This is a genomic window from Streptomyces cellostaticus, assembly GCF_023630175.1.
Lineage (GTDB): Bacteria > Actinomycetota > Actinomycetes > Streptomycetales > Streptomycetaceae > Streptomyces > Streptomyces cellostaticus_A.
In genome coordinates this window covers 1-20,004 of the sequence record NZ_JALLIN010000028.1, presented here as the reverse complement: position 1 = coordinate 20,004, position 20,004 = coordinate 1, and the positions used below count along the sequence as shown (strand labels likewise).

Annotated in this window: 15 protein-coding genes and 1 pseudogene; 9 read left to right on the top strand and 7 right to left on the bottom strand. The window is 74.3% G+C overall.

The window, feature by feature from the left end; genetic code table 11:
* Positions 1-145: 145 nt before the first annotated feature.
* A complete protein-coding gene (locus MXD57_RS18925) occupies positions 146-940 on the bottom strand; it encodes an EI24 domain-containing protein (protein WP_250402711.1) in 795 nt (264 codons plus the stop codon).
* A 20-nt stretch (positions 941-960) separates the two neighbouring features.
* The gene (locus MXD57_RS18920) at positions 961-1,398 is read right to left on the bottom strand and encodes a MarR family winged helix-turn-helix transcriptional regulator (RefSeq protein ID WP_250402710.1); all 438 of its coding nucleotides are present in this window, start codon (positions 1,396-1,398) and stop codon (positions 961-963) included.
* Between the two features lie 89 nt (positions 1,399-1,487).
* On the opposite strand from MXD57_RS18920, the gene MXD57_RS18915 reads away from it, so the two are divergent.
* Together MXD57_RS18915 and MXD57_RS18910 are read left to right on the top strand one after the other, a co-directional pair.
* Positions 1,488-2,486: an NADP-dependent oxidoreductase gene (locus tag MXD57_RS18915; RefSeq protein WP_250402709.1), complete on the top strand. Its 999-nt coding sequence runs from the start codon at positions 1,488-1,490 to the stop codon at positions 2,484-2,486.
* A gap of 97 nt (positions 2,487-2,583) precedes the next feature.
* Positions 2,584-3,006: an organic hydroperoxide resistance protein gene (locus tag MXD57_RS18910; protein WP_250402708.1), complete on the top strand. Its 423-nt coding sequence runs from the start codon at positions 2,584-2,586 to the stop codon at positions 3,004-3,006.
* Between the two features lie 64 nt (positions 3,007-3,070).
* Here MXD57_RS18910 and MXD57_RS18905 read toward each other — a convergent pair whose 3' ends face one another.
* Positions 3,071-4,231: a serine hydrolase domain-containing protein gene (locus MXD57_RS18905; protein WP_250402707.1), complete on the bottom strand. Its 1,161-nt coding sequence runs from the start codon at positions 4,229-4,231 to the stop codon at positions 3,071-3,073.
* Positions 4,232-4,373: 142 nt separating this feature from the next.
* A complete protein-coding gene (locus MXD57_RS18900) occupies positions 4,374-5,543 on the bottom strand; it encodes an SCO2400 family protein (RefSeq protein ID WP_250402706.1) in 1,170 nt (389 codons plus the stop codon).
* A gap of 542 nt (positions 5,544-6,085) precedes the next feature.
* Here MXD57_RS18900 and MXD57_RS18895 point away from each other — a divergent pair.
* Positions 6,086-7,804 carry a pyridoxal phosphate-dependent aminotransferase gene (locus MXD57_RS18895; protein ID WP_250402705.1) on the top strand — a complete coding sequence of 573 codons (1,719 nt, stop codon included), beginning with the start codon at positions 6,086-6,088 and terminating at the stop codon, positions 7,802-7,804.
* Between the two features lie 290 nt (positions 7,805-8,094).
* Here MXD57_RS18895 and MXD57_RS18890 read toward each other — a convergent pair whose 3' ends face one another.
* Entirely contained in the window at positions 8,095-8,745 is a 651-nt protein-coding gene (locus tag MXD57_RS18890) for a DUF4360 domain-containing protein (RefSeq protein ID WP_250402704.1), read from the bottom strand.
* Positions 8,746-9,233: 488 nt separating this feature from the next.
* Here MXD57_RS18890 and MXD57_RS18885 point away from each other — a divergent pair, with 488 nt between their 5' ends.
* The gene (locus tag MXD57_RS18885) at positions 9,234-12,203 is read left to right on the top strand and encodes a glycoside hydrolase family 35 protein (protein ID WP_250402703.1); all 2,970 of its coding nucleotides are present in this window, start codon (positions 9,234-9,236) and stop codon (positions 12,201-12,203) included.
* A gap of 402 nt (positions 12,204-12,605) precedes the next feature.
* A complete protein-coding gene (locus MXD57_RS18875) occupies positions 12,606-13,172 on the top strand; it encodes a hypothetical protein (RefSeq protein ID WP_250402702.1) in 567 nt (188 codons plus the stop codon).
* A gap of 251 nt (positions 13,173-13,423) precedes the next feature.
* Here the strand turns inward: MXD57_RS18875 and MXD57_RS18865 are convergent, their stop codons facing one another.
* Positions 13,424-14,296, bottom strand: a complete 873-nt coding sequence (locus tag MXD57_RS18865; RefSeq protein WP_250402701.1) for an ATP-grasp domain-containing protein — start codon at positions 14,294-14,296, stop codon at positions 13,424-13,426.
* A 186-nt stretch (positions 14,297-14,482) separates the two neighbouring features.
* Between MXD57_RS18865 and MXD57_RS18860 the strand changes: the two genes are divergently transcribed.
* The 4 genes from MXD57_RS18860 (at position 14,483) to MXD57_RS18845 (ending at position 19,383) form a co-directional block, all read left to right on the top strand.
* The gene (locus tag MXD57_RS18860; protein WP_250402700.1) at positions 14,483-15,571 is read left to right on the top strand and encodes a MerR family transcriptional regulator; all 1,089 of its coding nucleotides are present in this window, start codon (positions 14,483-14,485) and stop codon (positions 15,569-15,571) included.
* A 341-nt stretch (positions 15,572-15,912) separates the two neighbouring features.
* Positions 15,913-16,518, top strand: coding sequence for an O-methyltransferase (locus tag MXD57_RS18855; protein ID WP_250402699.1), 606 nt, complete (start codon positions 15,913-15,915; stop codon positions 16,516-16,518).
* Positions 16,519-16,559: 41 nt separating this feature from the next.
* Positions 16,560-18,047 carry an acyl-CoA synthetase gene (locus MXD57_RS18850; protein ID WP_374114723.1) on the top strand — a complete coding sequence of 496 codons (1,488 nt, stop codon included), beginning with the start codon at positions 16,560-16,562 and terminating at the stop codon, positions 18,045-18,047.
* Complete coding sequence (locus MXD57_RS18845) at positions 18,040-19,383, top strand: carboxyl transferase domain-containing protein (protein ID WP_250402698.1); 1,344 nt, start codon at positions 18,040-18,042, stop codon at positions 19,381-19,383. Before MXD57_RS18850 ends, MXD57_RS18845 begins: the two co-directional genes overlap by 8 nt.
* Before the next feature lie 57 nt (positions 19,384-19,440).
* On the opposite strand, the pseudogene MXD57_RS18840 reads toward MXD57_RS18845, so the two are convergent.
* Positions 19,441-20,004 (bottom strand): annotated as a pseudogene (locus MXD57_RS18840) (S8 family serine peptidase); the annotation flags it as partial.

Here is a 20,004-nt window from a genome sequence, read left to right as displayed (position 1 = left end):
CGGGCCGGGGCTGCCCACGGGGGACGCGTCCCGGCTCCGACGTCAATCGCCGGGCCCTCCCGGGGGCCCGCGACGGCCGCTCTCGCGGCGATCCCGTACGAACCCTTCACAACCGGCCGCGGCCTCGCGGCGCCGCGCCCCGGGTTCAGGACGGGACCGGCTCGTCGGACTCGGTGGGGGCGCGGTCGGTGGCGGTCTCCTCACCCAGGAGGTCGCGGGCCAGCAGGGTGGCGCCGGCCACCGCGCCCGGCATCAGGAAGACCGCGACGAACGGGAGCAGGAAGGCCAGGCCGAGCGGGGTGCCGAAGCCCCAGGCCAGGGTCTTGCGGGAGCGGAGCAGGGCGAGGCGGGCGCGCAGGTCGGCGCCCCGGCGCTGCAGGGCGATGGCGGTCAGCTCCTCGGTGAGGAAGAACCCGGTGACGAAGAAGCCGATGACCGGGACGACCGTCTGGCCGACCAGGGGCAGGAAGCCCGCCGCGAAGAGCAGCACGCCCCACAGCAGGGCCCGGACCAGGATCCGCAGGCTGTCCCGGGCCGAGATCCACAGCTCGCGCCAGAGCGGCAGACCCGACTCCGGCGCCGTGCCGTCGGGCGAGACGTCCTCGTCGACCTTCTCCGAGAGGCTGTCGTAGAAGGGCTGGCCGATCAGGAGGGTGAGGGCCGTGAAGGTGAGGACGGCCAGCAGCAGGCCGAGGGCGAACAGGACGGCCGTCAGGAAGCCGCGGAAGAGGCTCTGCCAGGGGCTCCCCCAGTCGTCCGCGAAGGGGGTGGCCCAGGCGACCCCGTCCTCGCCCCACACGGCGAGCGCGGCCAGCGCGGCCGCGTACAGGACGAGCGTGACCAGGCCCGGCAGCAGGCCGAGGCCGAACCGGCGGCCGTGCCGGGCGACCCAGCGCTGGCCCGCCACGAGATATCCGAAACCCACCCCGAGATCGCGCATGGCGAAGACCCTACTCGGACTCAGGCGCCCAGCATCCGCCGCAGCAGGTCCCGCAGGGACCGCCGCTCCTCGTCGGAGAGCCCGGCGAGGGGCTCGCGCGCGAAGCGCAGGCCCTCGCGCAGGTCCCGGGCCATCCTGCGGCCCTCGTCGGTGGCGGCGGCCAGCTTCACCCGGCGGTCCGCGGGGTCGGGACGGCGCTCCACCAGCCCCCGGGACTCCAGGCGGTCGACTATCCCGGTCACGTTCGACGGCTCGCACTTCAGCTTGTGGGCGAGCTTGCGCATCGGCAGCGGCTCCAGCGACAGCAGGCTGAGCAGGCGCGCCTGCGGGCCGGTGAGCGCATGGGTGGCCGCCGCCTCCTCGTAGTCCGCGTAGAAGCGGGCCACGACGTCCCCGATCAGCTCGACGACCTCCATGGTCAGCTCGTCGGGGCGACGGGTGTTCGGTGGTGTGGCCATGCCGTCCAGGGTACCGGGTTACTTGACATCCTGAAATATTCAGGCCCATTGTTGTTTCAGGTACTGAAGTAAATGAAAGGCGATCCCCCATGATCAACCGCGAGTGGCACCTTGTCAGCCGTCCGGTCGGCTGGCCGAAGCCCGAGGACTTCGCCCTGGTCGAGACGCCCGTCCCGACTCCCGGCGAGGGCCAGGTGCTGGTGCGGAACGAGTACCTCTCCGTGGACCCCTACATGCGCGGCCGGATGTCGGCGGCCAAGTCGTACGCCGCCCCGTTCGAGCTCGACAAGGTCATGCAGGGCGGCGCGGTCGGCGAGGTCATCGCCTCCAACGCCGAGGGCGTCGCGGTCGGCGACCACGTCCTGCACTTCCTCGGCTGGCGCGAGTACGCGGCCGTGGACGCGCAGAACGCCGTCAAGGTCGACCCCCAGGCCGCCCCGCTGTCGACGTACCTCGGCGTGCTCGGCATGACGGGTCTGACGGCGTACGCGGGCCTGCTGCGCACCGCCTCCCTCAAGGAGGGCGACGTCGTCTTCGTGTCCGGCGCGGCGGGCGCGGTCGGCAGCCAGGTCGGGCAGATCGCGAAGCTCAAGGGCGCCTCCCGGGTCATCGGCTCGGCCGGCTCCGACGAGAAGGTACGGCTGCTGACGGAGGAGTACGGCTTCGACGCCGCCTTCAACTACAAGGACGGTCCGGTGGGCGAGCAGCTTCGCGCGGCCGCCCCCGACGGGATCGACGTGTACTTCGACAATGTCGGCGGCGACCACCTGGAGGCCGCCATCGGGTCGCTGAACCTCGGCGGCCGGATCGCCGTCTGCGGCATGATCTCCGTCTACAACAACACCGAGCCGGCCCCCGGCCCGCGCAACCTGGCCCGCCTCATCCAGACCCGCGGCCGCATCGAGGGCTTCCTGGTCGGGGACCACTACGACCTGCAGCCGCAGTTCGTCCAGGAGGTCGGCCCCTGGGTCGCCTCGGGTGCGCTGAAGTACCGCGAGACGGTCGTCGAGGGCATCGAGAACAACCTGGAGGCGTTCCTCGGGGTCCTGCGCGGCGACAACACCGGGAAGATGATCGTCAAGCTCTGACCCTGGCCCGGGCTTTCCGGGATGCGGTAACTTCATTCCGAAATCCGCCGTCGATCGTGGGCGCGAGTCACGGCGGACCGAGGAGGAAGACAACCGCATGCCCATTCAGCAGTCCGACGTCCTGTACACGGCCGTCGCCACCGCCGAGAACGGCCGCGACGGCCGTGTCGCCACCGACGACGGGAAGCTCGACGTCGTCGTGAACCCGCCCGAGGAGATGGGCGGCAGCGGCGCCGGCACCAACCCGGAGCAGTTGTTCGCCGCGGGCTACAGCGCCTGCTTCCAGGGCGCGCTCGGCGTGGTCGCCCGGCAGGAGGGCGCCGACGTCTCCGGCTCCACCGTCACCGCCAAGGTCGGGATAGGCCGGAACGAGGACGGCTTCGGGATCGTCGTGGAGATCTCCGCGGACATCCCGAACGTCGACGGGGCCACCGCGCGGGCGCTGCTCGAGAAGGCGCACCAGGTGTGCCCCTACTCGAAGGCGACCCGCGGCGACGTCACCGTGACGCTGGCCCGGTAACGGTCGTTGCGCACGACGGCGGCCGCATCCTTGGACGTGGGATGCGGCCGCCGTCCGCGCCGGATCATCCGGCCGCCAGCGCCGCCCGGTGGACGGCCGCCGCCAGCCGGTCGTTCTCCGCGGCCGCGCCGCCCGGGAACGCGAACCGCCGCCTGGTGTAGCCGTAGGCGAGGCCGCTGCGGGGATCGGCGAAGGCCTGGGAGCCGGCGGCGCCGCTGTGGCCGATCGCGCCGGCGCCCAGGAAGGGGTGCCAGGTGTCGGCCGTGTCCTGGAAGCCCAGGCCGTACGACCTGTGGGTCCGGATCACGAGGTCGTACCCGACGGAGTGCGGCTGCCCGAACTCCGCGACCGTGTCCTGCTTGAGCAGCGGGGCCTTGCCGTCGGACTCGCTGATCATCGCCGCGTACATCCCGGCCAGACCGCGCGCCGAGGCGACACCGCCCACCGACGCCGGGCCCCGGGCGCGGACCGCGCGCTCGTTCGGCAGCGACTCCAGGTCGGTCGGCTCGGCCGGATGCCGGTTGAAGGCGATCGCGCCGAGCGTGTGGGGCCCGCTCGGCAGCGTGTCCAGCACCGCCCGCTGCTGGGCGGTGGGCAGCATCGGCAGGGTGGTGCGGAAGCGGCTCTCCCGGGAGGCGGGCAGGCCCAGGTGGAAGTCCAGTCCGTAGGGGACCCGCACCCGCTCCTCGTAGACCTCCTGGAGCGTACGGCCGGTGGCGCGGCGGACGACCTCACCGGTGAGCGCGCCGATCACCAGGGCGTGGTAACCGAAGGCCGTGCCCGGCCGCCAGAACGGCCGCTGGTCGGCCAGGCGTTCGGCCAGCGCCCGGTCGTCGGCCAGCTCGGCCGTGCCGAACCCGGTGTCGGTGCCGATGAGCCCGGCCCGGTGCGCGAGCAGTTCGCGCAGGGTCAGCGCGCCCTTGCCCTCGGCCCCGAACTCCGGCCAGTAGTAGGTGACCCTGCGGTCCAGCTCCAGTGTGCCGTCCTGCACCAGCAGGGCCACGACGAGATGCGCGGCGCCCTTGGTGGACGAGAACACGCCGTACAGCGAGTCGCCGTCGGCACCCTCGCCGGCCCACAGGTCGACGACCCGGCGACCGTGCACATGGGCGGCCAACTGGCCCTCGTAGTCGTGCCGTTCCTCCGCCACGAAGGCGGCGAACTCCTCGCGCACCGCCTCGTAGCCCTCGGCGACCGTGCCGTGCACGGTGGTTCCCTGCGTCATCCGCCCTCCTCGACCGAGCCGCTCGCGCGTCGCTCCCTCTCGTGCGCAACGCCCTCTTCATTGCGGGGCGTTCCCGAGATCGGTACGGCGAGGTGCACCCGTTCGACTCAACCGTGCCGGGCGCGGAGCAGGTTCCCGGGTCCTACGTGCACCACCAGAGGAACCGGTTGCACGTCTTCGTCGGGGACGCGGTGGGTGTCGGGTCCGAGGTCGTCGGCCCGGCCGTCGGCGTGGCGGTGGGGGCCGAGGGCTGGGCCGGCGGGGCAGCGGTCGTCGCGCCCGTCCCCGCGGCGGCGGACTGCTCCGCGTCGCCGTCGGCGGCAGGGGACCCGGAGGCCCTGCCCTGCGGGGGCGAGGACGCGGACGCGGACGCCGAGGCCGACGGACCGGCGGACTCCGAGACGCTCGGCGCCGCCGCGCGGGCGGGGGCGCCGTCGACGGGAGCCGATGTACGGTCCGGGCGCGCGGAGGCGCTGCCGCCGTCGGCCGAGGGGTCCCCGGCCGACGTCGAGGCGTCGCCCCCGAAGGGCGCGAAGGGGGCGTCCGTGCCGAGTTCGGCGATGCTCAGCCCGCCGGCGGCCAGCACGAACCCCGTGGCGATCAGCACCGTACGGCGCCGTCGGCGCCGGTGCGCGGCGGCCTTGCGGTCCCGGCGGCCGACGTCGGCGGCGACGGGGCCGTCGGCCTCGTCGCCCGCGGCTGCCCGGCGGCCCCGGCCACGCGTCCGACGCCGGGCGGCACGCCCCACGGGCTCACCGGGGTCCTCCCGGTCGTCGCGGCCGCCCCGTTGGCGGGTCTCGTACGCCTCCTCGTCGCCGTGGCCGTCGCGGTCCGGCCGCCGCTCGTGGTCCGTGTGGTCCGTGTGGTCCACGTGACCGTCGTGCCCGTCGTGCCCGTCGTGACCGTCGTCACCCGGGCCGCCCCGTCCCTCGTGGGCGCCGTGGCCGCCCGCGGCCGCGCGCCCGTCGGCGCCCCCGTGGTGCGCGCCGCCGCCCTCGTACGTGTACGCGTCCGGGACCGCCGCGCCGCCGAACTGCTGCGGCACGCGCACGGCCTGCGCCGCGCCCGGGTGGGTGAACCCGCCGGGGTGCGCGGGTGCGTGGGACGCCGGATGCCCGTCCTGACCCGCGTACCCCTGCCCCGCCGGGGCTCCGGTGCGGGCCTCCCGGCCGTACGGGCCCGCCGTCGCGCCCGCGTACCCGGGCGCGCCGTACGCGTCCGCGCGCGGGGCGGAGGGCCGGGCCGGTGCGCCACATCCCGGGCAGGCCAGGGCGCCGTTGAGGTGCCGTCGGCACGGGTGGCAGAAGTCCATGACGCCGGAAGACTAGATTCCCCTCCGGTCACGTAACCAGGCACCGCTGTGAAGGTTTCGTGCGGGACCGGAGACGGTCCCGAGGTGCACGGGGTCACCGACCGGGCCAAGGCGTACACCCACGGCCGGTACGCCACCGGGCGGACACCGGAGGCGCACCGCAAGGCCGCCCAGGGGGGCATGGCTCGCCGGTCGCCGGTCGCCGAGGACCTCCGCGACGGCCAGGTGTGCGATCGCCGCCGCGCGTCCGAGACCACGCCGGGCCCGGCCGGGCACGCGGAGACCGGGTCCGCCCGGCCGGGCACGGTGGCGGTCACCCCCGCCGCGCCGGCTCCGCTTCGGACCACCCGGCCCTCCGGTCCACCGCGCTCCGGCCCGGGCAGACGTCCGGACGGCCGCGATGCGCGCCCTCCGTGTGCGGGGAAGTGCGCTCGGCGTGAACCGGCTCACATCACAGGTGAGTTGAACGCCACTGGCGCCGCCTCCGTATCCATGGGTGGCCCGTGCTCCCCCGCACGGGCCACCCTTCGACGGAGGTCCTCTTGCCTGACAACGTCACCTCGTTGTTCCGCAACACCGCCGCGCACAGCCCCTCGATGGCGGCGCTGACGCGGGAGAGCGACGGGTCGGGCCCGGTGGACTTCTGCATCCCGTGCAATCCGTACTTCCCCACGCCCGCCATGTTCGAGGAGATGGCGGTCCGGTTGCGCGAGATCATGACGTACTACCCGAGCAGCGCCGACACCATCACCGCCGAGCTGTGCGGTCTGCTGCAACTGCCGCCGCAGTGCGTGGCGATGGGCAACGGCTCGACGGAGCTGATCACCTGGATCGACCACCTGCTGGTCCGGGAGTCGCTGGCGGTGCCGGTGCCCACCTTCGGCCGCTGGACCGACCAGCCGATGGAGACGGGCAAGCGGGTGGACATGTTCCCGCTCCAGGAGGCGAACGGCTTCGGCCTCGACCTGACGCAGTACGCCGAGTTCATCCGGGCCCGGGGCACCCGGGTGGCCGTCGTCTGCAACCCGAACAACCCGGACGGCGGCTATCTGCACAAGCAGCAGATCGTGCAGTTCATGGACGCGATGGCGGACCTGGACCTGGTGGTGATCGACGAGTCGTTCCTGGAGTTCGCCGACGCCGAGGCCGAGCCGAGCGTGGTGCAGGAGGCCATGCTCCGCCCGAACGTGGTCGTCCTGCGCAGCCTCGGCAAGAACTTCGGGCTGCACGGCATCCGGTTCGGCTACCTCGTGGCGAACCCGGCACTGGCCGGGCGGGTCCGCTCGATGCTGCCGAAGTGGAATCTCAACTCCTTCGCCGAACACGTGGTGTTCATGCTGCGCGAGCACGGCCAGGAGTACGCGCAGAGCCTGGTCCAGGTGCGCCGCGACCGCCTCGACATGGCCAGCCACCTCTCCGCGCTGCCCGGCCTCACCGTCTACCCCTCCCAGGGCAACTTCCTCTTCGTGCGCCTGCCCGTCGGCGCGGAGGGCACCGTGGTCCGGGACCGGCTGCTCACCGAGCACCGGCTCCTGGTCCGCGAGTGCGGCAACAAGATCGGTTCGTCCAGCCGCTTCCTGAGACTCGTGGTGCGCCCCCAGGTCGACGTGCGTCGCCTGGTGTCCGGCCTGGAGCAGGTGCTCTACGAGACCAGGAGGGGAGCCGCCGTACCCGAGCTGAGCAACGGGACCAGCTACAGCTCGGGTACGGCGGCCGTGGACCGGCTGATGAACGAGACCAACGGAGCCGGTGTACAGGGACTGGCGGCACAGGCCGCCGGCGCCGGCCCCGCCCCGGCCGCCGGCACCGGCATGCCGCTCCCCGCCGCCACGCCGATGGGCGGCGGGATGCCGATGCCGGCGGCAGCCCAGGTCCCGCCCGCGGCACCCGCCCCCCAGTCTCCGGCGCCGGTTCCCCTCCCGGCGCCGGTCCCCACGCCCATACCCGCCCCGATGGTCCCGCCTCCGGCCGCGGCCCCGATCCCGGTCGCGATGCCCCCGGTCGCGGCCCCTCTGCCGGCCGCGATGGCCCCGGTCGCGGTGCCGGCACCGCCCCCCGTCCCCGCTCCGGTGCCCGTACCCGCCCCGGTCCCCACGGGTCCCACACCGCCCGGCGTCCCGGCACGCGGCGGCCTCACCGCCGCCCAGGTGCGCGGCATGACGGCTCCGGCACCCGCCACCGGCCTGACCCCGGCGCCGGCGACCGGCTGGCCCAACGCCCAGAGCTGGCCGAACGCGGCGGGCATGGGGCAGACGGGGTAGGAGGCGGCGGGGCAGCCGGCTCGGCGCCGTGCACAGGTAGAGGGGGGGCGGCCGGCTCGCCCCCCTTCCGTCCGGGCTGGTTCCCTCGGCGCCGCCGGCACGGCCCGGTGGCCAACGCGCCTGGTCCTGCGGCCGGAAGGGTTCACCGGCTCGCGACGCCCATGCACGGCACCTCGCCGCGTTGTCGCATCACCCGAGTACGTCCGGTACGCGGACGACGCTCCGCTCCGCTCTGCGCTGCACCGCACCGGACGCCGCGAGCCTTCCGGCAGACCCTTCCGGTCACAGCACTAGCTGTGCGGGCACTCCTTCCAGGCCAGGTGGTACACCGTGCTGATGTCGCCGTCGGTCGAGTCCATCGTCATGAAGCTGACCTTGTCCGGGTTGGTGCTGCCGGCGTCGACCCGCAGCTCGGTGTTGATGTTGAAGTTGCGCAGCACTCCGCAGGGCGCCCAGACCAGTTGGGCCCAGTCGGTCCGGTCGGTGGCCTGCCAGTCGTCGTTGTAGGCGCCGCTGAACGGGTGCGTCCTCGCCGCGGTGCTCGAGGAGCCCTGGAAGTAGTACGACGCCTTCTGGGTGGCGCTCGCTCCGGGCTGGAGCGAGAGGAAGCCCCGGTAGTCCGCGCTGGCGACCGCGTAGGTGAAGCCCTGCGGTACGTGCACGACCAGGTTGAGCTGGCAGTTCTTGCGGAAGGCCGTCGGGTCGGAGTTGCCGCCGGCCTGGGCCAGGTAGTCGCTGTAGGTCACCGTGAAGGCGGTGTTGTCCGGGGAGACCGCGACGGCGGCCGTGCCGGCCGGGCAGCCGGAGCCGTTCACCGTGGCGACATCGATGACGATCTTGTCCGGGGGCGGGTCGTCGAAGACGGACGAAGGGGACTGGGCGGGTAGCGCGGTGGTGAGCAGAGCGGCTACGGCGCCGCTCAGCAGAAGTCCACCAGCCATGGCTTCTCCAGGTTGTCGAGTGGGGGGTGCGACCTCCGACCCGCCCCTTCACTCATGAGGAAACCGTGTCGAATCCGTGAAGGACGGGGAGGCGATGGGAATCGTAGGAACCCCCGCTCCGGACCGGCAGGGCGAACTCCGGCCATTCACACGCGGCCTTTCACGTACCGCACGCCCGGCAGGCCCCCCGGTACCCCGGTCGCCCTGTGGGGTCCCTCCCGGGCCGCCGGTTCCGTTACCGGCTCGGGCGGCGCGCCGGCCGCGAGGGCGGCGGCGGTGACGCCCGCGGCGCACATGTGGGGAATGTCCTGCTCGACGGCGATTTCCGTTGCCTTCACCGGGACGTTACCCTCCCGTACGGCCGACGCCGGAACCGCCCGTACCGCGCAATCCGCCCGCGCCGAGATCCGCACGGGTCCGTCGCGGGGCGTGTCTCCATGGAGAATGGCCGGACCGCGCCCCCGTACGATCGCCCGGGAGGATCCACCTTGGCGCTCAGCAGACGTACCTTCAGTGCCCTGGCCGGCTCGGCCGCGCTCGGCTTCGCCCTGGGCGGCAGCGGCGGCCCCGGGGCGCCCTCGGCGTTCGCGGCGCGCAGCGTGCCCACCGGTCCGGCGCCGGCCCCGCCGCGCGCCGACGGCGAGCGCCACACGATCGGGTACGACGCCTACTCGCTCCTGGTCGACGGCAGGCGCCTGGTGGTGTGGTCCGGCGAGATGCACCCCTTCCGGCTGCCCAGCCCCTCCCTGTGGCGCGACGTGCTCCAGAAGATGCGGGCGCACGGCTACAACGCCGTCAGCATCTACGTGGCGTGGAACTACCACTCCCCCGCCCCCGGCGAGTACGACTTCACCGGCGTGCGGGACCTCGACCTGTTCCTGCGCACGGCCACCGAGACCGGTCTCTACGTCCTGCTGCGGCCCGGCCCGTACATCAACGCGGAGGTCGACGGCGGCGGCTTCCCGGGCTGGCTGACGGCGACCAGGGGCACGGCCCGCACCGCCGACCCGGCCTACCTCTCGCACGTCGACGAGTGGCTGACCCGGGTGAACCGGATCGTCCGCCGGCATCTGTTCACCCAGGGCAGGGGCACGGTGCTGCTCTACCAGATCGAGAACGAGTACGACTCCCACGTCGACGAGGCGACCGGCCGGGACTACATGTCCCACCTGTACAAGAAGGTCCGCTCCGACGGGATCGACGTCCCGCTCTTCCACAACGACAAGGGCCGCAACGGCCACTGGATCCCCGGCTCGTTCGACACGGGCGGGGAGAAGGGCGGCTGGCTGTACGGGTTCGACGGGTATCCCTCGCCGGCCCAGGTACCGCCGGACTGGGGGCACTACGGACCCGGCGGCCTCACCGGCGGCACCACCGCCTCGCCGCACACGCCGGGCTTCGTGCCCGAGTTCGGCGGCGGCTGGTTCGACCCGTGGGGCGGGGCCTGGTTCGACGGCAAGGGGTACGCCGAGTCCCGGCGCACCCGGGACGCCGCGTACGAGCGCCGCTTCTACCTCACCAACCTCGCCAACGGCATCACCCTGCACAACGTGTACATGACCTTCGGCGGCACCTCCTGGGGCTGGCTGCCCGCGCCGGTCGTCTACACCTCGTACGACTACGGGGCGGCCATCGACGAGGGGCGCAACGTCACCGAGAAGATCGCCCCGATGCACCAGCTCGGGCACCTGATGCAGCGCGTGCCCGACTTCGCCCGGCTGGACCGGGCGGCCGACGTCGAGGCCGAGGGACTGAAGGTCTACCACCTGACCAACCCGGACACGGGCAGCCATGTGTACGTGGCCCGCAACGACGGCTCGGCCCCGGTCACCACCGACCTGCCGACCCACGAGGGCAGGCTGCGGATCACGGTGCCCGCACGCGACGCCCGCATGCTGACGACCGGACTCTCCCTCGGCAGCCGGACCCTGAAGTACAGCACCGCGCAGCCCGTGATGTGCCTGACCGCGGGGCGGCAGGAGATCGCCCTGTTCGCGGGCCGCCGCGACGACATGGCGGAGCTGGTGCTGAAGTGCCCGGTCGAGCCGTTGGTCATGCGGCTCGACCCGGAGGCCGCCTGGGCCTTCGAGGGCGACCAGCTCCATGTGAACGTGCCCCTCGGACAGGGCGGCCTGACCCGGGTGTCGGTCGCGCAGGGCGAGAGCGACACCCCGCTGCTGCTGCTCTTCGCCGACGACGCCACCTCGGTGCGCTTGTTCCCGTACGACACCCCGTCCGGGACGCTGCTGGTGTACGGTCCGGCGCTGCTGCGCCACGCCGAGGTGCGCGGCTCCGAGGTCCATCTGACCGGTGACGTCACCGGGACGACCGGCGTGGAGGTGTGGGGACCGCGCGGCATCACGAGCCTGGTGTGGAACGGGCGCAAGGTGCCGACCCGGGTCACCATGTCCGGCAGCCTGATGACGACCGGGCTGCTGCCCGCCGCGCCGCAGGTGACGCTCCCCGCGCTGGGCGGCTGGCGGATGCGCACGGAGAACCCGGAGGCGGGCCCGAACTTCGACGACTCGAAGTGGCGGATCGCCGACCGGACCACCTCCTACAGCACGACGCCCGTCCCGAAGGACGGGCCGGTGCTGTTCGCGGACGACTACGGCTTCCACTACGGGGACGTCTGGTACCGGGGCACCTTCACCGGCGCCGCGGGCCTGGAGGAGGTCTCGCTCGCCTACACCACCGGCACCCAGGGCCTGCTGATGGCATGGCTGGACGGGGAGCCGCTGGGCACCCACCGGATGCCCGTGCCGGACAAGAAGACCACGATCCGCAAGGGGAGCTGGGACGCCACAGCCGTGTTCCCGGTGGCCGAGCGGCTGCGCGGGCCCGGCCGGCACGTGCTGTCGGTGCTGGTCCGGCGGATGCAGCACGACCAGGACGGCAAGGCCCGGGACACCCACAAGGCGGCCCGCGGACTCACCGCCGCCCTCTTCGAGGGCGCCTCGCCGAAGGTGACGTGGCGCATCCAGGGCGAGGGGGCACCGGACCCGGTGCGCGGGCCGCAGAACAACGGCGGTCTGTTCGGCGAGCGGGCGGGCTGGCACCTGCCCGGCTTCGCCGACCGGGACTGGGAGCCGGTCGGCTTCCCGCGGTCCGAGCGGCGGCAGGGCGTGACCTGGTACCGGACCACGTTCCGGCTGTCCGTGCCGGGCGACATCGACGCCTCCGTCGGCCTGACCCTGGAGGACGACCCGTACCGGGCCTACCGGGCGCAGATCTTCCTCAACGGCTGGAACATGGGCCAGTACATCAACAACGTCGGCCCGCAGCACACCTTCGTGCTGCCGAACGGCATCCTGCGCACCCGTGGCACCAACACCCTCGCGCTGGCGGTGCTGTCGGAGTTCACCACGGAGGCCGGTCCGGGCAAGGTGGGCCTGACCCTGCTGGGCAGGGCGGTCGGCGGGACACCGGTGGCCCCGGTGACCTCCCCGGGCCGCTGAAGGCGGCGCTCACCCCGCGAACGCCGGCTGCGGCACCCCTCGCCCGGCCCCCGGGGAGCACCGGCGCCGACCCGGACAGGGGATGCGGCGCGTCAGCCCGACCCGGGCAGTGGTGACGTACAGGTCGCCGAGGTTGACCGGACCCTCATGCCGTCCCCCGGTGGCCCGGCCGCTCGGACGGTTCCGCCGCGCCCTCGGCGGCCAGTCGCTCCAGCTCTGCCCGGGAACAGCTCCAGAATGCCGAGGGCCCGGGTCACGGCGGGCACGAGGCGTCCCACGTCCGCCCCTCCCTTGGATTCAGCGCCCGTGTTCGGGATTTCACCAGGCGATCGGCATGACGAACACACGCCAGTCACGCGGGATGGACCGGGCAATGGGCCCGGCGGCCTCCGCCACGGCACCATGGACGTCATGCCTCTCGACTTCCAGCTCGTGCTGCTGCGCCGCATGGCCGACCACAACCCGGACCTGGTCGACGAGGCCCGGCGGCGCCTCGGGGCGTCCGCCGCGGAGCTGCGGGAGACCAACAAGCGCTGGCAGGCGATGGTCCGCTCCCCCAGGTCCCGGTCCGCCGCCGCCCGGTACCGGTCGGTCCTCGGCGACCCGGAGTCGGTGCTCCCGCGCCGCCTCGGGGACGTCGACTGCGAGGCCCGGCGCTGGGCGCTCCCGCTCTGGCCGGACCTGCGTTTCGAGGTACTGGTCTCCCCCGACGGCGCGGTCTGGAACGAGTGGCTGGTGCGCGCGCCGGACGCGCCCGCCCCCGTCCTGCGCACCCTGGACGACCTCGCCCCGTGGTCCTGCACGGTCGACGAGGCCGCCCGCGCCTTCGCCCCGGCCCGTCCGCTGGAGGGCACGGCCCCCACGCGCTGGGGCCTGGCCTTCTCGGCGCCCGACCGGGACGGCGTCCGGCACCAGGTGGCCGCCGAGTTCACCTGGGGGCTGCTCCAGCGGACGGCGGTCCGGGGCTGAGGCAGGCTCAGTCGTCGACGGCCGTGGCCCGGCCTGCTTCTCCCCATCGGCGACGCCCCGCTGATCACCCGGGAGGGTGCCACCACCCGCCCGGTCCGGGGCGTCGCCCCCACCCGCCACGCCCTGGCCCGGCGCCGTGAGGACGAGGACCGGCCCCTGGTCCGGGCCCGCGCCGACGCCCGCCGGGCCACGACCGGGCCCGCCGTGGGATCCCAGGGGCACCGCCGCGAAAGTCCCTGGCGCCGCGTCGGTCAGGGTCTGCCCGCCGCCAGGATCGCCTCCGTGACGAGGGGCAGGGAGGCGGGGTGCAGGAAGAGGAAGAGGTTCGGCTCCACCAGTTCGAGTTCCATCACCCGGGGCAGGCCGTCCTCGCCGTCGACGAGGTCCACGCGCGCGTACAGCAGTCCTGGCGCGCCGGGCACGGACGCCAGCGCCTTCCGCGCGACGGCGATCTCGGCGTCCGTGGGCCGCCAGGGCTCCAGCTCCGGGTGGGCCACCTTGTCGGCGTCGTACGGGGTGCCGGGCGTGAGGACGGCACCCTTGCGGCTGGCGTGCAGCAGGCGCCCGCCGAAGAACTGCAGCGCCCGTTCGCCGTTGACGTCTATGTTCCGCAGGTACGGCTGCACCATCGCGGTGAAGCCCTCCGCGTGCATCCGCGCGAGCTGCCGTACGGCCGTCTCGTGCCGGTCCGGCGTGTAGCGGGCGGCGAACCGGGCGCCGGCTCCGGAGGTCGGCTTGATCACGTACTCGTGCCCGCCGGGCAGTTCGGCCGGCTCGCCGGGCGCGATGTAGCGGGTCTCGACGGTCGGCACGCCGGCCGCCGCGAGTTCGCCGAGGTAGCGCTTGTCGGAGTTCCAGCGGACCACGGCGGCCGGATTGGCCAGCCGGGTCAGGCCGCCGACCCGCTCCACCCACGCCCCGAACTCCCCGGCACGCCAGCTGTAGTCCCAGGTCGAGCGGATGACGACGAGGTCGTAGCCGCCCCAGTCGGCGGCCGGGTCGTCCCAGTGACGGGCCTCCGCGTCCGCTCCGGCCTCCCGCAGGGCGCGCACCAGCACCGGCAGGTCGCGGTCCTTGCCCGGCCGGTCGCCCGGGTCGTAGGTGGCGAGGGCGATACGGGGCACGGCGGGCTCCCTGCGGTACGGCGGTTTCGATCGGATGCGAGGCTAACAATCCCGCCGGGAACCGGGACGGCCCGTTTGACCTTCCCCTTCGGGGAAGCCCCAGCATCGGTGGCGGAAGCGGGGAACGCGGCGTCCTCCCGGACGGCGTCCTCCTGAGGACGGGACCGCTGTGGAGCTGAGGAGCGTATGGAGCTGCTGACGATAGGCGCCTTCGCCAAGGCGAGCCGGCTGTCACCGAAGGCGCTGCGGCTCTACGACGAGCTGGGGTTGCTGCGGCCCGCCCGGGTCGACCCGGGCACCGGCTACCGGTACTACGCCGTGGAGCAGCTCCAGTCGGCCCGGCTCGTGGCCTGGCTGCGGCGGCTGGGCATGCCGCTGGCCGAGATCCGCGCGGTGTGCGCCCTGGACGCGGCGGAGGCCGCACACGAGGTCCGGGCGTACTGGGCGCGGGTCGAGGCGGAAACGGCCGTACGGCGGGATCTCGCCGCGTTCCTCGTCGACCAACTGACCGAAGAGTCGAGAAGGGACCACACCACCATGCTGGAACTGCGCTATTCCGCCCACTCCGACCGCGGGCACGTCCGCCCGTCCAACCAGGACTCCGTGTACGCGGGCCGCAGGCTGCTCGCCGTCGCCGACGGCTGCGGCCCTGCGGGGGCGCCCGCGAGCAGCGCTGCCATCGAGGCGCTGAGGTTCCTGGACGAGGGGGAGCAACCGGGCGCCGGCGATGTGCTGAACCTGCTGGAGGACGCGGTGCGCTCCGCCGGTGAGGCCGTACGGGACCTGGCGGACGGCCGGGCCGGGGTCGGCACCACGCTGACGGCGATGCTGTGGACGGGCTCGAAGCTGGCGCTCGTGCACATCGGGGACTCGCGGGCGTATCTGCTGCGCGACGGCGGGCTGTTCCGGATCAGCCACGACCACAGCGTCGTGCAGTCGCTGATCGACGAGGGGCGGCTGAGCCCCGAGGAGGCGAAGAGCCATCCGCAGCGCGCCCTGCTGCTGAAGGCACTCGGTGTCGGCGGTCCGGCGGGGGCCGCGGATCTGCGGCTGCAGGAGGCCCGGGCGGGCGACCGGTACCTGCTGTGCTCGGACGGTCTGACGGCCGTCGTGGCCGACGCGCGGATCAAGGAGCTGCTCGCCGGTGAGGCGGACCCCGAGCGGGCCGTACGGGTGCTGATCGACGCGGCCAACGCGGCGGGCGGCCCCGACAACGTGAGCTGTGTCGTGGCCGATGTCGTCCTTGCCGACGCGCCATCGGTCCCGGTCGCCTAGTGCTGTGACCGGAGAGGTCTGCCGGAAGGCTCGCGGCGTCCGGTGCGGTGCAGCGCAAGGCGGAGCATCGTCCGCGCACTGGACGTACTCGGGTGATGCGACAAGGCGGCGAGGTGCCGTGCCGGGCGCCGCGAGCCGGTGAACCCTTCCGGTCGCGGCACCAGCCAGTGCCGCGTCAGCCGGGGTCCGCCCGTCAAGGAGCGGTGTCCGGCGGGTGCTCCCTCGGCGTGCCGGCCGGAAGCCCTCGTACCGGGTGCACTCTGGCTTTCGGCCGGTGCGGCGACAGTGCCCGCCGGGCATCGCGACGGGGCGAACCCCGGCTGGCGCGGCACTATTGGCGTATGGCTGCTGACGGCACCGACGCGTACAGCGGTGCGGCCGGGCTCCCGCCCCTCGTGCGGAGCGCCCTGGCCGCCGCCCGCGCCCACGGCTTCCCCCACTCCTGCCGCCCCGAACAGGGCCGGCTGCTGCACGCCCTGGCGGGCGGGGCCGGGACCCGGATCGGGGAGACCGGCACCGGGCTCGGGGTGGGGCTGGCCTGGCTGGCCTCCGGCGCCCGGCCGGGCGTGCGGCTGTACAGCGTGGAGCGCGACCCCGGGCGGGCGCGGCTCGCCGCCGGGGTCTTCGCGGACCGTCCCGGGGTCGCGGTGCTCACCGGTGACTGGCGGCGGATCGCCGAGCACGGCCCGTTCGACCTGCTCGTCCTCGACGGGGGCGGGCAGGGCAAGGTACCGGGGGACGAACCGGCCGACGTGGCGGAGCTGCTGACGCCCGGCGGGACGGTCGTCGTCGACGACTTCACCCCGGCCGCAGGCTGGCCGCCGCTGCACGAGGGCGAGGTGGACCGGGCACGGCTGCACTGGCTCGGGCATCCCGCGCTGCACTCGGCCGAGTTGCGGCTCGCGGCGGACCTGAGCGCCGTCGTGGGAACGCGGCGGCTGGTGTAGGAAGGGAGGACCGAAGCCCCCGAGTCCAAGGAGTGCAGCGCGTGTCCTCCCTCTTTCCCGCCCTGGTGGACGGTCCGGGCAAACGCAGCGATACGGGGGTCCCCCCGGACGGAGTCCGGGGGAGGGTCGCCCTGCGGTTCGGCGAGCGGTCGCTGACGTACGGCGCGCTCGCGGGCGCCGCCGGCGCGGTCGCCGCGCGCCTGAGCGGCGCCGGCCGGGTGGCCGTGTGGGCGACCCCGGAGCTGGAGACCGCCGTCGCGGTGACCGGCGCGCTGGTCGCCGGGGTGGCCGCGGTGCCGCTGAACCCGAAGTCGGGCGACAAGGAGCTGGCGCACATCGTCTCCGACAGCGCGCCGGATCTGGTCCTGGCCGCGCCCGGCGCGGAACTCCCGCCCGCTCTGGAGCACTTGGAGCGGCTGGACGTCGACGCCGGCCGTACCGCAGCCCTGCCGGAGGAGCGCGCCGGGGAAGGCGACCCCGCTCTCATCGTCTACACCTCCGGCACCACCGGCCCGCCCAAGGGCGCGGTCGTGCCCCGCCGGGCCCTGGCGGCGACGCTGGACGCGCTCGCCGACGCCTGGCAGTGGACGGACCGGGACGAGCTGGTCCACGGGCTGCCCCTGTTCCATGTGCACGGGCTGGTGCTGGGCGTCCTCGGCCCGCTGCGCCGGGCCGGATCGGTGCGGCACCTGGGCCGGTTCAGCACCGAGGGGGTGACGGGCGCGCTGAACGAGGGCGCGACCATGCTGTTCGGGGTGCCGACGATGTACCACCGCATCGCCGAGGCCCTTCCGGGCGACCCGGAGCTGGCCAAGGCGCTCGGCGGGGCCCGGCTGCTGGTCTCCGGATCGGCCGCGCTGCCCGTGCACGACCACGAACGGATCGCGGCCGCGACCGGCCGGCGGGTCATCGAGCGGTACGGCATGACGGAGACGCTGATGAACACCAGTGTGCGGGCCGACGGGGAACCCCGGGCCGGGACCGTCGGGGTGCCGCTGCCGGGGGTGGAGCTGCGGCTGGTGGAGGAGGACGGGACACCGATCGCCCGCCACGACGGGGAGAGCGTCGGCGAGATCCAGGTGCGCGGCCCGAACCTGTTCACCGAGTACCTGCACCGGCCCGACGCCACCGCCGCGGCGTTCACCGCCGACGGCTGGTTCCGCACCGGCGACATGGCGGTGCGCGAGCCCGACGGCTACGTCCGCATCGTCGGGCGCAAGGCCACCGACCTGATCAAGAGCGGCGGTTACAAGATCGGGGCGGGTGAGATCGAGAACGCGCTGCTGGAGCATCCTGGCGTGCGGGAGGCGGCGGTCACCGGGGAGCCGGACGCGGACCTGGGTGAGCGGATCGTGGCGTGGATCGTCCCCTCGGACCCGCAGGCGCCGCCGTCCGACACGGAGCTGGCCGACCACGTGGCCCGGCGGCTCGCACCGCACAAGCGTCCGCGCGCCGTGCGTCACCTGGACGTCCTGCCCCGTAACGAGATGGGGAAGATCATGAAGCGGGCGCTGGTGGCCGATGCCTGAGCGGCTGTCGGCACGGGAGGTCATCGCACTGGTCGCGGACGAGGCGAGTTTCCGCGAACTCCCCTCCGCCACCCCGGCCGACGACACCGACGGCCCCCTCGCCTGGGAGGGGTACGGCGCCGCGCGCGCCGGCGCGGCCGAGCGCACCGGCGAGGAGGAGTCCGTGGTGTGCGGCACCGCGAGCGTCGACGGCACCCGGGCCGTGCTGATCGCGTTCGAGTTCGGCTTCCTCGGCGGCTCCCTCGGCCGACGCACCGGCGACCGGCTGGAGGCCGCGTACCGGTACGCCCGCGCCCACCGGCTGCCGGTCGTGCCGCTCGTCGCCACCGGCGGCAGCCGGATGCAGGAGGGCATGCTCGCGCTGACCCAGCTCCAGCGGGTGGCCCGCGAGTCGGCGCTCACCCGGGCGGCGGGGCTGCCGCAGATAGCGGTGCTGCGGGACCCCACGACCGGCGGCGGCTGGGCCACCCTGGGTGCCGGGGCCGACGTGATCCTGGCGCTCCCGGGCGCCCAGGTGGGCTTCGCCGGTTCCCGGGTGCGGCCTCGGGACGCGGACCCGGCCGCCTACACGGCGGAGGCGCAGGTGGCCGCGGGGGCGGCCGACGCCGTGGTCCCGCCGTCGGAGCTGCGGCAGACGCTGGGCCGCTGGCTCGGGCTGCTCACCACCCCGGCGCGGGAGGCTCCGGCGCCGTACGCCCTGGGCGCGCCCGCCCTGCCGGACACCGGCTGGGCGGCCGTCGAACGGGCCCGCTCCCGCGAGCGGCCGCGCGCCCGGGCCTACCTGGACGCCTACTTCACCCGCCGGGTGACCGTCCGCGGCGACCGCTGCGGCGGCAGCGACCCCGAGGGCATGCTGTGCGGCTTCGGCGAGCGGGACGGCCGTACCGTGGCCTACGCGGCGCAGACGGGGGTGGCGACCCGGCCCGCCGGGTACCGGACCGCCACCCGGCTGATCCGGCTCGCGGACCGGCTGGACATCCCGGTGCTGACCCTGGTGGACACGCCCGGGGCGGCCAACGACGCCGAGGCCGAGCGGCAGGGCGCCGGGGCCGCGATCGCCGAGGTGTTCGGCGCGGTGGCGGCCGCCCGGGTGCCGATCACCACGCTGGTCATCGGCGAGGGCGGCTCCGGCGGGGCACTCGCGCTGGCCGCGCCCGGCAACACCTGGGCCACGCCGGACAGCTACTTCTCGGTGATCGCCCCGGAACTGGCGGCGGCCATCCTGAAGCGCCCGCCCGCAGCGGTGGAGGCGACCGCGGGGCACCTGCGCATCCGCCCGCAGGACCTGGTGGAACTGGGTGTGATCCGGGGCATCAGGTACCACCCCGGCCCCTGAGGCCCGCGTCCGGTCGGTGGAGCGGGGGCGCCGCACGGGCCGCCCCCGCTCCACCGGCTACCGCACCCCCAGGGCCCGGATGATCTCCTGGGTGACCGAGCCGCCCCTGTCGTCCCGGGCCGAGGCGCGCAGGGAGACCCCGGTGGCGTCGCGGGGCACGGTCAGGGCGCCGTGCCAGGAGGCGTTCGGGTCCGCGGTGAGCCCCCCGGTGAACGGCCCGTCGCCGACGTCGGTCAGCGGCAGCCTCGTGCGGCCCTCGACGAGTGAGCCGCCCGCCTGCACCGTGGCCTCGCCGATCCCCCTGACCTCCAGCAGCGGTTTGGCGAGCCGCCAGACGGTCCGGTACTCGAAGCCGCCCTCGGTGACCTTCGCGGTGGGCGCGGCGAAGACGCTGTCGTAGGTGAGCGGTACCTGGACCGCGCCGAACAGGTCGGCGCCGTTCGCCGTCCGGTCGTACTCCATGAGCAACTGCCGGGTCTCGGTGCGTCGGCGGACGTCCGCCCGCAGCTCCCGCAGCCCGCGTCCGTCGAGGGTGACGTCCCGGTCCCGGTCGAGGGTGATCTCGGGGGCGGCGAGGAAGCCGAGGCCGAGCGAGTCGGCGCCGTGGCTGCCGCGCACGTC